This is a genomic window from Nocardia sp. CC227C, assembly GCF_030767025.1.
GTDB lineage: Bacteria > Actinomycetota > Actinomycetes > Mycobacteriales > Mycobacteriaceae > Nocardia.
Genome location: NZ_JASITE010000003.1, coordinates 568,215 through 579,733, shown reverse-complemented (window position 1 = coordinate 579,733; position 11,519 = coordinate 568,215). Strand labels below are relative to the sequence as shown.

At 67.3% G+C, this 11,519-nt stretch carries 13 protein-coding genes; all 13 read right to left on the bottom strand.

Annotated features, from left to right (window positions below):
- Positions 1 to 174: 174 nt before the first annotated feature.
- A complete protein-coding gene (gene murA / locus QMO76_RS08530) occupies positions 175 to 1,437 on the bottom strand; it encodes a UDP-N-acetylglucosamine 1-carboxyvinyltransferase (RefSeq protein ID WP_306360631.1) in 1,263 nt (420 codons plus the stop codon).
- A 122-nt stretch (positions 1,438 to 1,559) separates the two neighbouring features.
- Entirely contained in the window at positions 1,560 to 2,135 is a 576-nt protein-coding gene (locus QMO76_RS08525) for a cob(I)yrinic acid a,c-diamide adenosyltransferase (protein ID WP_306360630.1), read from the bottom strand.
- A 59-nt stretch (positions 2,136 to 2,194) separates the two neighbouring features.
- Positions 2,195 to 2,620, bottom strand: coding sequence for a DUF2550 domain-containing protein (locus tag QMO76_RS08520; RefSeq protein ID WP_306360629.1), 426 nt, complete (start codon positions 2,618 to 2,620; stop codon positions 2,195 to 2,197).
- Between the two features lie 149 nt (positions 2,621 to 2,769).
- The gene (locus tag QMO76_RS08515; protein ID WP_306360628.1) at positions 2,770 to 3,453 is read right to left on the bottom strand and encodes an MspA family porin; all 684 of its coding nucleotides are present in this window, start codon (positions 3,451 to 3,453) and stop codon (positions 2,770 to 2,772) included.
- 38 nt (positions 3,454 to 3,491) lie between these two features.
- Complete coding sequence (locus QMO76_RS08510; protein WP_306360627.1) at positions 3,492 to 4,124, bottom strand: MspA family porin; 633 nt, start codon at positions 4,122 to 4,124, stop codon at positions 3,492 to 3,494.
- A 204-nt stretch (positions 4,125 to 4,328) separates the two neighbouring features.
- Entirely contained in the window at positions 4,329 to 4,703 is a 375-nt protein-coding gene (locus QMO76_RS08505) for a F0F1 ATP synthase subunit epsilon (RefSeq protein WP_306360626.1), read from the bottom strand.
- 6 nt (positions 4,704 to 4,709) lie between these two features.
- Positions 4,710 to 6,152, bottom strand: a complete 1,443-nt coding sequence (gene atpD, locus QMO76_RS08500) for a F0F1 ATP synthase subunit beta (RefSeq protein ID WP_306360625.1) — start codon at positions 6,150 to 6,152, stop codon at positions 4,710 to 4,712.
- An 18-nt stretch (positions 6,153 to 6,170) separates the two neighbouring features.
- A complete protein-coding gene (locus tag QMO76_RS08495; RefSeq protein WP_306360624.1) occupies positions 6,171 to 7,139 on the bottom strand; it encodes a F0F1 ATP synthase subunit gamma in 969 nt (322 codons plus the stop codon).
- 126 nt (positions 7,140 to 7,265) lie between these two features.
- Positions 7,266 to 8,906, bottom strand: coding sequence for a F0F1 ATP synthase subunit alpha (gene atpA, locus QMO76_RS08490; RefSeq protein ID WP_306360623.1), 1,641 nt, complete (start codon positions 8,904 to 8,906; stop codon positions 7,266 to 7,268).
- Between the two features lie 58 nt (positions 8,907 to 8,964).
- Positions 8,965 to 9,777: a F0F1 ATP synthase subunit delta gene (locus QMO76_RS08485; RefSeq protein WP_306360622.1), complete on the bottom strand. Its 813-nt coding sequence runs from the start codon at positions 9,775 to 9,777 to the stop codon at positions 8,965 to 8,967.
- Between the two features lie 19 nt (positions 9,778 to 9,796).
- Positions 9,797 to 10,351, bottom strand: coding sequence for a F0F1 ATP synthase subunit B (locus tag QMO76_RS08480; protein WP_306360621.1), 555 nt, complete (start codon positions 10,349 to 10,351; stop codon positions 9,797 to 9,799).
- Between the two features lie 16 nt (positions 10,352 to 10,367).
- Positions 10,368 to 10,610, bottom strand: a complete 243-nt coding sequence (locus QMO76_RS08475; protein ID WP_306360620.1) for an ATP synthase F0 subunit C — start codon at positions 10,608 to 10,610, stop codon at positions 10,368 to 10,370.
- Positions 10,611 to 10,682: 72 nt separating this feature from the next.
- Positions 10,683 to 11,408 (bottom strand): F0F1 ATP synthase subunit A, encoded by a 726-nt coding sequence (gene atpB, locus QMO76_RS08470; protein WP_306360653.1) that lies wholly within the window; start codon positions 11,406 to 11,408, stop codon positions 10,683 to 10,685.
- Positions 11,409 to 11,519: the final 111 nt, after the last annotated feature.

Genomic DNA, 11,519 nt, shown 5'->3' with positions numbered 1-11,519 from the left:
AGGTGGAGCCAGTGTGATCGTCAGGCGCTCTCGTCCAACCTCGTTTCCCAGGCCCTCGGGGCTCCGGGTCGGTGTCCGTGTCGCTCTGACCTGGAATAAGTTACGTGGTGCTGATTCGCATGTCAAATCGCCTGGTAAACGGCGGTTTTCGCGATCATCGCACCGAACGCCCCGTCACTCCGGGGCGCCGACCCGTTCGATCTCGGCCCCCAGCGAGCGCAGGTTCTCCACGAAATCCGGGTAGCCACGGTCGATGTGGAAGACGTCGTGCACCTCGGTCCTGCCGTCGGCGACCAGGCCGGCCAGCACCAGTCCCGCGCCCGCCCGAATGTCGGACGACCACACCGGCGCACTGGACAGTCGCGGAATCCCGCGCACCACAGCGTGATGTCCGTCGGTGCGGGCGTCGGCGCCCAGGCGGATCATCTCCTCCACGAAGCGGAAGCGCGCCTCGAAGATGTTCTCGGTGATCATCGAGGTGCCGTCGGCGATCGCGGCCAGCCCGATGGCCATCGGCTGGAGGTCGGTCGGGAATCCCGGGAACGGCAGGGTCGAGAAGTTCACCGCGCGCGGACGGTCGGATTGCAGCACCCGGAAGCCGTCCGGCTCGAACGAGATGCGCGCGCCCGCGGAGCGCAGCTTGTCCAGCACCAGGGACAGATGCTTGGGGTTGATCCCGGAGACGCGCACGTCGCCCTGGGTCATGGCCGCGGCGATACCCCAGGTGGCGGCGACGATGCGGTCACCGATCACGCGATGGGTGACCGGCGACAGCTTGCGCACGCCGTCGATGGTGAGCACCGAGGTGCCCGCGCCGTCGACCTTCGCGCCCATGCGGACGAGCATGTTGCACAGATCGACGATCTCCGGCTCGCGCGCGGCATTGTCGATGACGGTCTGCCCCTCGGCCAGCACCGCCGCCATCAGGATGTTCTCGGTCGCGCCCACCGACGGGAAGTCCAGGCGGATGCGCGCGCCCTGCAGCTCGTCGGCGCGCGCCACCAGGCATCCGTGCTCGATCTCGCTGGTCGCGCCGAGCAGCCGCAGTCCGGCCTGGTGCATATCGAGGGGGCGGGAACCGATGGCGTCGCCGCCCGGCAGCGCCACCACGGCACGCTTGCACCGCGCCATGAGCGGACCCAGTACGCACACCGAGGCGCGGAATTGGGTCACGGCCGGAAAGTCCGCGTGGTACTTGGGTTCCGGCGGTGTCGTGATCGACACCGTTCCGGCGTCGATGGTGACATCGCAGCCGAGACCGCGCAGCACCTCGGCCATGAGCGGCACATCGAGAATGTCCGGGCAGTTCGTGATCGTGGACGTCCCCTCGGCAAGGAGGGCAGCCGCCATCAGTTTGAGGACGCTGTTCTTGGCACCCCCGACCGCAACCTCACCGACGAGACGCTTGCCCCCGGTCACCAGAAACCGTTCACTCACAGGGGTAGCTTATCCATCGCGAGCGGCGGGGCGCGCGTGTATGCGCCGCAGTGCCCCCGTGTGCCGCGATATCGGCCTGTCGGCGACGGATTTTCGTTTCCGATCGCGAGTTCCGGGGCAAATCAGGCGGTTCCGCCGCCCGGCTGCCACAGCACGTCGCCCTCGGGGTTGGTGACCCGGCTCAGGATGAACAGCAGATCCGACAGGCGGTTGAGATACTTCGCGGGCAGGACGCTGGTGTCGTCGGGGTGCGCCGACACCGCCGCCCAGGCCGAGCGCTCCGCCCGCCGCGCCACCGTGCGCGCGGTGTGCAGGAGCGCGGCCAAGGGCGTGCCGCCGGGGAGGATGAACGAATTCAGCGGGGCCAGACCCTCGTTGAACTCGTCGCACCACCGCTCCAGGCGGTCGATGTAGGGCTGGGTGATCCGCAACGGCGGGTACTTCGGATCCTCGACCACGGGCGTGGACAGATCCGCGCCCGCATCGAACAGGTCGTTCTGGATCTGACGCAGGACCGTCAGGATTCGTTCGCCGGGCTGCCCCAGCGCGACGGCGACGCCGATGGCGGCGTTGGTCTCGTCACAGTCGGCGTAGGCGGTCAGCCGGGGGTCGTTCTTGGACACCCGCGAGAAGTCGCTGAGTCCGGTGGTCCCGTCGTCTCCGGTGCGCGTGTAGATCCGCGTCAGGTGCACACTCACACGTCCACCGTAGCGCCGATCACAGCGGGGCCGCGCCCGCGGATCTCGGCGCCGCGGCGCTAGTAGCCGGGGCGGCGGCGGATGCGTTCGGAGGGCCGCGACTCCACCCAGGACAGGAAGGCGGCTCGCGCACCGCGGTCCAGGGCCAGTTCGTAGCTGCCCGCGCCGTCGGTGACCTCGACGATGCCGATCTCATCGGTCATGATGTCGAATTCGTCGCCGTCGGGATTGCGGCGGCCGCTCACCTCGATGCCGAGGCGGCGCATGGCGAAGTCCGGTCCCAGCTTCAGGCTGGAGAGCTTGTAGAAGACCAGGGTGTCCTCGTCGTAGCGGATCAGTCCGTGCCGCCACCCGCCGCCGTGCCCGCGGGCGGGCAGTGCCCGCACGATCGCGGCCGTCCCGCCGCGGCGCAGCATGACCAGCCGGTAGGTGGAGGCCAGTGCCAGGCCGACGAGCAGCAGCACCAGAATGATCAGGAGAACCATCCCGGTCTGCAATGTCGCTCCGTCCCTTCACGTTCACGCCGCTGTCGATCACGCGCCCGGCCGTAGGCCGGACTCCGCTCGTGTGGTCGATAGTAGCGACCGCGCGAACGGTGAGCCCGGCCATCCGCCGAATGTGACGTATGCGCTGTTCAGCCCATGCTGAACGGTTGGCCCCAGAGCACCACGTTCCCCGCGAAACTCGTGGTGTCGATCTCGGCGGCGACGAAGGAGCGAGCCTGAGCGTAGCCGCCGCAGCCGTCCACGGAGAAGGTCTCGTCGATCCAGCTGACGCTGGCGTGCGGGCCCGGCACCTGGTTGTAGCGGTTGTGCGATTCCTGGCCGTAGTCGTCGGGCTGCTCGAGGTCGAGCAGCAGCCGGGCGACAGCCCGGCCCGGGCCCACCGTGATGCCGCCGCCCACCGCCGCGCTCGGCGCGACCGACCAGGCCCCCTGCGCGTCCTGCTCGGCGGTGGCGCCGCCGCTGTTGTTCCCGGTGACCGAGCCGATGTCCACCTGGCAGGCCACCACGTAGCCGGGCGAGATCTTGATGGTGGCGGTCGCGGCGCTCGGCCCCGACAGGTCGACGATGCCGCGACCGGTCGCCCACACATTGCGGTGGATGTGCGTGCCGCCCATCGACGGGCTGATCTTCACCGATTCGCCGTCGATCCGGACGGTCACCGTGGTGCCGTCCGGCAGCTGCCGGGAGACCTCACCGCCCGGCAGCGGAATGAAGGTGTCTGCCCCCGCCGTCCCGGCGGGCAGCAGTCCGAGCAGCACCGCCGCCGCGAACACCGTCCCGACCGTCCTGCCGCCCCCGCGTACTGTCCCCATGCCGAACATGCGATCCCTTCGCGTCGTCGATGGTGCGGTCAGCCGATGCTGAACGGCTGGCCGTAGAGGGTGACCTTGGCGTAGTCCGTGCCGATGATCTCCACCACGGAGACCTGCCGGGCCTGCGCGTATCCGCCGCAGCCCTGTATCTCCATCGGAACGTCCTGGTACTGGATGTCGTAGGTGCCGCTCTTGACGAGGTCGATGTTGTTGATGGCGACCCATTTCACCTCGCCCGGCGACAGCGGAAAACTGAAGCCGACCGAGAGGCTCGGGGTCGTGCTGATACCGACCGACGTGCTGCCGCTGAACGAGCCCAGCGCGACCTGGCAGCCGACGATATAGCCCACCGTGAGACTGGATGATCCGTGCGTCCCGGAGTTATTGGTGCCCGGGAAATTTCGCGGCCCGTTGTTCGGCCCGACCTCCCCGTCCGGGGTCTGCACCTCGGCCGTCACATTGCCCGAGACCCAGGTCGAACGACCCGCCCCATTGGCGGCGAGCGAGGGCGAAACAATGGCGCGCTCACCACGACTGGTGATTTTCACCCCGGGGCCCTCGATATGTCCGTCCGGCAGCGGCACGACGACATCCGCCGAGGCCGCCCCGGGTGCGAAGAATCCGATACCGGCGACTATCGCGGCCGCCGCGATGGAAACAAACCTGCTCATTCACCCCTCGCTCATCGTGGCGAGGCCGCACCTACACGAGGGCGACCGCGCTGCGCCAACTCATTGAGGTAATGCTGGAAAAGCAGAAGCTGAAGAACCGGAATTGCCGAGACTCGGCGGCATGATTCTAAACACACCCGGAAAAACGACGGCGCGGCGGTTCCGGGAATTCCCGGAACCGCCGCGCCGCGAGGAGGACTCGGATCAGGCCTTGGCCTTCTCCAGGGCACGCACCCGGCCCTGCGCGACCACCTTGGCGTCGTCGCCGGCCTCGCTGTCGGCGAGGACGGCACGCGCGGCCGCCTCGTCGATGTCCGCCGCCAGCTCAGCGGATTCCGCCAGCACGCGGACCGAGGTGGCGGTGACGGAGAAGAATCCGCCGTGCACCGCCGCGACGATCTTCTCGCCGTCGGTGGAGTGGATGGACACGGTGCCACCGTCGACCAGCTGGCCGAGCAGCGGCTCGTGGTTCGGCATGATGCCGATTTCGCCCTCCGTGGTCTGGGCACTCACGAAAGACGCGGTGCCCGACCACAGTCGCCGCTCGACGGCGACCAGATCGACCGACATTTCAGCCATGTGCGACTACTTTCCGGCGATCTTCTTCGCGGCCTTCTCGACGTCGTCGAGACCACCGCAGGAGTTGAACGCCTGCTCCGGGAAGTGATCGAACTCGCCCTTGCAGACGCGATCGAAGTCGTCGATGGTCTGCTCCAGCGGCACGACCGAGCCCGGCTGACCGGTGAACTTCTCGGCCACGATGAAGTTCTGGCCGAGGAACTTCTCCAGACGACGGGCGCGGCCGACGAGGACCTTGTCCTCCTCGGAGAGCTCGTCCATACCGAGGATGGCGATGATGTCCTGCAGCTCCTTGTACTTCTGCAGGATGCGCTTGACCTCGTTGGCAACCCGGAAGTGCCGCTCGCCGACGATCGACGCCTCGAGGATACGAGAGGTCGAGGTCAGCGGGTCGACGGCCGGGTAGATGCCCTTCTGCGAAATCGGGCGCGAAAGCTCGGTGGTCGCGTCCAAGTGGGCGAAGGTGGTCGCCGGGGCCGGGTCGGTGTAGTCGTCGGCGGGCACGTAGATGGCCTGCATGGACGTGATCGAGCGACCGCGGGTCGAGGTGATGCGCTCCTGGAGCTGACCCATCTCGTCGGCCAGGGTGGGCTGGTAACCCACGGCCGAGGGCATACGACCCAGCAGGGTCGAGACCTCGGAACCGGCCTGGGTGAACCGGAAGATGTTGTCGATGAAGAGCAGCACGTCCTGGTTCTGCACGTCACGGAAGTACTCGGCCATGGTCAGGGCCGAGAGGGCGACGCGCATACGGGTGCCCGGCGGCTCGTCCATCTGGCCGAAGACGAGGGCGGTGTCCTGGAGGACGCCCATCTCTTCCATTTCCAGGTGCAGGTCGGTGCCCTCACGGGTGCGCTCACCGACGCCCGCGAACACGGACGTACCGGAGAACTCACGCGCGATACGGGTGATCATCTCCTGGATCAGCACGGTCTTGCCGACGCCGGCGCCACCGAACAGACCGATCTTGCCACCCTTCACGTACGGGGTGAGCAGGTCGATGACCTTGATGCCCGTCTCCAGGATCTCGGTCTTGCCCTCGAGCTGGTCGAAGGCGGGCGGCTGGCGGTGGATGCCCCACTGCTCGCCGTCGCGGCCCAGACCCGGGGAGTCCAGGCAGTCGCCGAGCGCGTTGAACACGTGGCCCTTGACGACCTCACCGACGGGCACCGAGATCGGCTTGCCGGTGTCGCGCACCTCGACGCCGCGGACCAGACCGTCGGTCGGCTGCATCGAAATGGTGCGAACGATGTTGTCGCCCAGGTGCTGCGCGACCTCGAGGGTCAGCGTCTTGGCCACCGACGCGAGCGCGATGTCGGCGTGCAGGGCGTTGTACAGATCAGGGATCGAGCCCCGCGGGAACTCGACGTCCACGACGGGACCGATGACGCGGGAGACGCGGCCGGTGCCGGCGCCAACCCGGTTCTCTTTGGTGACAGCTGCGGTCATTTGGTTCTCTTCCTGGGCTTAGTCGCTCGAGCTCGATGCCAGCGCGTTGGCGCCGCCGACGATTTCGGTGATTTCCTGCGTGATTCCGGCCTGACGCAACGAGTTCGCGGTCCGAGTCAGCGAATTCACCAGCTCGGTGGCGTTATCGGTCGCGGCCTTCATTGCGGTGCGGCGCGCAGCCGACTCCGATGCCGCCGCGTCGAGCAGCGACGCGTAGATCCGCGTATTGATGTACTTCGGCAGCAGCGCACCCAGCAGGGTGCCCGCGTCCGGCTCGAACTCGTACTGGGCCGTTGGCTCCGCCGACGCCGAGTCGGTGAAGCTGTCGGGCCCCAGGTCGAAGCTCTCGTCCACGAAGCTCACCTGGATCGGGGCCAGGCGGCGGACCTCGGGGGTCTGCGTCAGCATCGACACGAAGCGGGTGTACACGATGTGCAGTTCGTCGACGCCGGCCATGGTGCCCACCCCGTTGGGGGTTTCGACCTCGCCGTCGGCGCCCGCCATGAACGCCTCGACCAGGTGGTTGCACGCGGCGGAGGCGTCGGCGTAGTTGGGCGACTGGGAGAAGCCCACCCACGAACCGGTCACATCGCGATCGCGGAAGGTGTAGTAGGTCAGGCCCTTCGCGCCCATGACGTACAGCACCGGCTCCTTGCCCTCGGAGCGCAGCGTGGTCACCAGCTCCTCGGCTCGCTTGAGCACATTGGAGTTGTAACCACCGCACATACCGCGGTCACTGGTGATCACCAGGACCGCGGCACGCCGCGGGTTGGACCGCTCGGACAGCAGCGGATGGCTGAGATTGCCGCTCGCGCCCGCCAGTTCGGCGAGCACCTTGGTGATCTCCTCCGCGTACGGCTTGGCGGCGGCCACCCGGGCCTGCGCCTTACTGATTCGCGAGGTCGCGATCAGCTCTTGCGCCTTCGTGATCTTCTTGATCGAACTCACACTACGAATGCGGGAGCGCAGTTCGCGCACGCTTGGCATCTACTCACTCCCTTCATTCGTCAGTATCCAATGGCGGCAATCGCGGGGCACTACGTGGTTACGCACGCTTCCTCCTTCGTGCCCATCGCGAATACCGCGTTCCGTCAGTCGCATCGCTGGTCTCGATTACTTCTCGACGCGCTTGCGGGTGACCGACAGCGACTCGACCTCTTCGTGGTCGAGCTGACCGGCCTCGGGCTCGTTGACGACGCGCGAGCCGTCGGAGGCGAGGAAGCCCTGCTTGAACTTCTCGGTCGCGGACTTGATGGCATCGGCGGGCTCGCTGTCGAGCGGCTTGGCGCCGCCCTCGAGCGCGTCGAACGACGCCTGGGCGTTGGCGTGCAGGAACTCCAGCAGCTCGGTGTTGAACCGACGCACGTCGCCGACCGGCACCGAGTCGTAGAAGCCCGCGTCCACCAGGTACAGCGAGACGACCTGGTCCTCGACCGACACCGGGGCGTACTGGTCCTGCTTGAGCAGCTCGACCCAGCGCGCGCCACGCTCCAGCTGGGCCAGCGAGGCGGCGTCCAGGTCGGAGGCGAAGGCGGAGAACGCCTCCAGCTCGCGGTAGGAGGCCAGCTCCAGACGCAGCGAACCGGAGACCTTCTTCATGGCCTTGGTCTGCGCGGCGCCACCGACTCGGGAGACCGAGATACCGACGTTGATGGCCGGACGGACACCCTTGTTGAACAGGTCCGACTCCAGGAAGACCTGGCCGTCGGTGATGGAGATGACGTTGGTGGGAATGAACGCCGAGACGTCGTTGGCCTTGGTCTCGATGATCGGCAGACCGGTCATCGAGCCAGCGCCCATCTCGTCGGACAGCTTGGCGCAACGCTCCAGCAGCCGCGAGTGCAGGTAGAAGACGTCACCCGGGTACGCCTCGCGGCCCGGCGGGCGGCGCAGCAGCAGCGAGATGGCGCGGTAGGCCTCGGCCTGCTTGGACAGGTCGTCGAACACGATCAGGACGTGCTTGCCCTGGTACATCCAGTGCTGGCCCAGCGCCGAACCGGTGTAGGGGGCCAGCCACTTGAAACCGGCGGAGTCCGACGCGGGGGCCGCGACGATGGTGGTGTACTCCATCGCGCCGTGCGCCTCGAGGGCGGCCTTCACACCGGCGATGGTGGAGCCCTTCTGGCCGATGGCGACGTAGATGCAGCGCACCTGCTTGGTCGGATCACCGGTGGCCCAGTTGGCCTTCTGGTTGATGATGGCGTCGATGCAGACCGCGGTCTTGCCGGTCTTGCGGTCGCCGATGACGAGCTGACGCTGGCCGCGGCCGATGGCGGTCAGGGCGTCGATGGCGGTGATGCCGGTGGCCATGGGCTCACCGACCGGCTGGCGCTCCAGCACGCTGGCGGCCTGCAGCTCGAGCACGCGACGCTCGGTGGACTCGATCTCGCCGAGGCCGTCGATCGGCGCGCCGAGCGGGTCGATGACGCGGCCGAGGAAGTTGTCGCCCACCGGGACCGAGAGCACGTCCCCGGTGCGGCGGACCTGCTGGCCCTCCTCGATGGTGGTGAACTCACCCAGGATGACCGCACCGATCTCGGTGGCGTCGAGGTTCAGCGCGACGCCCTGGACGCCGCCGGGGAACTCGAGCAACTCGTTGGCCATCGCCGACGGCAGGCCGCTGACGTGGGCGATACCGTCGCCGGTGTCGGTGACGACACCGACTTCCTCGATGGAGGTCTCGGGGGTGTAGCTCTGGGTGTAGCTCTCGATCGCGCTACGGATCTCATCGGGGGAGATCGTCAGCTCCGCCATGTTCTTCCTGCTCTCGCTGTCTGGTCTCGAATGTCGGTGTGTTGGGGTGACTGCGCGCTCAGGCCAGGCTCTGGCGGAGTCGCCGCAGTCGTCCGACGGCGCTGCCGTCGATCAGGTCATCGCCCACGCGCACGACGACACCGGCCAGCAGGCTGGGGTCGACCTGCACGTGCACCGTGACGGGCTTGTCGTAGAGGCGCTGCAGTGAAGCAGCCAGGTGCTCCCGCTGCTGCGGTGTCATCTCGACCGCGGCGCGCACGTGCGCCACGATCTGGTCCCGCAGGGACGCCGCCAGATCGGACAGGTGGTCGAAGGCCGCGCCGACGCCGTTGCCGCGCAGACGGGCGACCGCCTGCTCGGCCAGCTTCGCCGTGGTGTCCTCGACCTTGCCGGTGAGCAGGCGGGCCAGCAGTTCCCGGCGCACCGAGGCGGGCTTGCCGTGATCCGACAGCGCCTGCTCCAGCTCCGGGTTGTCCTCGACGATCCGGCCCAGCCGGAACAGCTCGTCCTCGACGGCGTCGATGCGGCCGCGGTCGGCCGCGGAGCGCAGCAGCGCCTCCTGTCCGAGCAGCACGAGGGTGTCGACGAAATCGCGGGTCCGCGACCAGTCCTGGGCGACGGCGGTGGTGAGCACCGCCTGGGTGGCCGCGCTGACCTTGCCACCGAATACCCGTTCGGCGAGCTCGGCGCGCACCGAGCTCGACACCGACTTATCCGCGAGCGCCACACGCAGCGAACGCTGGTCGTCGAGTACGGCGACAACGGCGAACAGTTCGGAGCCGGTCGTTTCCGCGACAGTGTCGCTGCCGGTCAGAGCGGACCGAAGAGCTTCCCGCGCACGGGAGCTCGCCTCGCGGCTCGCTGCGTACATGCTTCCCACTTTCGTGTCGCTACCTTCCGACCCCGATGCCGCTCTTCTCGTCCAGCTCCGCGAGGAACCGGTCGATGGAGGCGGCCTGCTTGGCCTGATCGGACACCGACTGCCCGATGATCTTCTCGGCCAGGTCGATCGCGGTCGCGCCCAGCTCCGAGCGGAGCTCGGTCACGATCTGCTGGCGCTGCGCCTCGAGCTGAGTCTGGCCGGAGGCCACGATGCGGTCGGCCTCGGCCTGGGCGTCCGCGCGCATCTGCGCGAGGATCTGCTGGCCCTGGGTGCGCGCTTCCTCACGGATGCGGGCGGCCTCGAGCCGAGCCTCGGCCAGCTGCTCCTGGTACTGCTGGAGGGTGGCCTGGGCTTCCGCCTGGGCCGCTTCCGCCTTGGCGATACCGCCCTCGATCTTCTCCGAACGCTCGTCGAGCACCTTGGTCAGGCGCGGGACGACGTACTTGTAGAAGACGAACGCGATGACCGCGAAGACGACCAACGACCAGACGATGTCGTATGTCGCCGGGATGAGGGGGTTCTGCTCCTCCCCCTCAGCCGCGAGCAAGTGAATGCTGCTCATAAGTTGACTTCCGCAATCAGAAGATGAAGCCGGCCACGAGGCCGATCAGCGCCAGGGCCTCGGTGAAGGCGATACCCAGGAACATGTTGGTCCGGATGGTGCCCTGCAGCTCCGGCTGACGGGCGATGCCCTCGATGGCCTTACCCACCACGATGCCCACGCCGATGCCGGGGCCGATGGCGGCGAGGCCGTAACCGATGGCGCCGTAGCCGGTGTTGGTGGTCTCGATGGTTTCCTGGGCCAGGTACGCGAGGCTCATGAGTCTTTCATTCCCTTTCTGTCGCCCACCCGCCGACGGCGGTGTGTAGCAGGTTGTGTGTTGTCCGGTCGGTCAGTGAGAGTCGGCGTGCTGCGCGAGACCGATGTACACGGCCGTGAGCAGCGCGAAGACGTAGGCCTGCAGGAAGACCACCAGGAGTTCGAAGAGGGTGAACGCGAACCCGCCGAGCAGCGAGAACGGCGAGAGCACCTTCATCCAGGCAGCGCCGTCGAACAGGAAGAAGTGGGTAGCGCTGAAGAACAGCACCAGCATGATGTGGCCGGCCAGCATGTTCGCCATGAGTCGAACGGTCAGGGTGAACGGGCGCAGCAGGAAGGTCGAGATGAACTCGATCGGAATCAGCAGCACGTGCATCGCGGGCGGAACGTTCGGCACCACGATGCTGGAACGCATGTAGTGGAAGAAGCCGTACTTCTTGATGCCCACGTAGTTGAACGCGACATAGGCGACCAGCGCCAGCACCAGCGGGAAGCCGATGCGCGCGTTCGAGGAGATGTTCAGGAACGGAATGACACCGGAGATATTCAGGAACAGCACCGCGAAGAAGATCGAGGCGATGAGCGGGAAGAACTTCTTTCCGGTTTCCTTGCCCAGCACCTCGTCGCAGATCTGCTCCTTGACGAAGACGAGTCCGGTTTCCGCGATGTTCTGCAGGCCGCGCGGCACGAGTTTCGGGCTGCGGAATGCCAGCAGCATGAATCCCACCAGTACGGCAGCCATCAGGATGCGAACGAGCATCAGACGGTCGAGCTCGAACGGCGTCCCCTCGAACAGCAGAGCTGGAGGGAAGAAGTCGTTAAGCGACGGCGCGTGGAACTCGCCCGCCAAAGTGGTGACGCTCAGCGTTCTCTCCCGTGTTCGGGCCGCGGATTATGTTTTCACCCGCGG

Excerpts from the sequence above, each read along its gene's own strand:
- QMO76_RS08475 (WP_306360620.1), bottom strand. The coding sequence starts at position 10,610 with ATGAGCCTCGCGTACCTGGCCCAGGAAACCATCGAGACCACCAACACC.
- QMO76_RS08485 (WP_306360622.1), bottom strand. The coding sequence starts at position 9,777 with ATGTACGCAGCGAGCCGCGAGGCGAGCTCCCGTGCGCGGGAAGCTCTT.
- QMO76_RS08495 (WP_306360624.1), bottom strand. The coding sequence starts at position 7,139 with ATGCCAAGCGTGCGCGAACTGCGCTCCCGCATTCGTAGTGTGAGTTCG.
- QMO76_RS08505 (WP_306360626.1), bottom strand. The coding sequence starts at position 4,703 with ATGGCTGAAATGTCGGTCGATCTGGTCGCCGTCGAGCGGCGACTGTGG.
- QMO76_RS08520 (WP_306360629.1), bottom strand. The coding sequence starts at position 2,620 with ATGGTTCTCCTGATCATTCTGGTGCTGCTGCTCGTCGGCCTGGCACTG.
- QMO76_RS08515 (WP_306360628.1), bottom strand. The coding sequence starts at position 3,453 with ATGGGGACAGTACGCGGGGGCGGCAGGACGGTCGGGACGGTGTTCGCG.
- atpA (WP_306360623.1), bottom strand. The coding sequence starts at position 8,906 with ATGGCGGAGCTGACGATCTCCCCCGATGAGATCCGTAGCGCGATCGAG.
- atpD (WP_306360625.1), bottom strand. The coding sequence starts at position 6,152 with ATGACCGCAGCTGTCACCAAAGAGAACCGGGTTGGCGCCGGCACCGGC.
- QMO76_RS08480 (WP_306360621.1), bottom strand. The coding sequence starts at position 10,351 with ATGAGCAGCATTCACTTGCTCGCGGCTGAGGGGGAGGAGCAGAACCCC.
- QMO76_RS08510 (WP_306360627.1), bottom strand. The coding sequence starts at position 4,124 with ATGAGCAGGTTTGTTTCCATCGCGGCGGCCGCGATAGTCGCCGGTATC.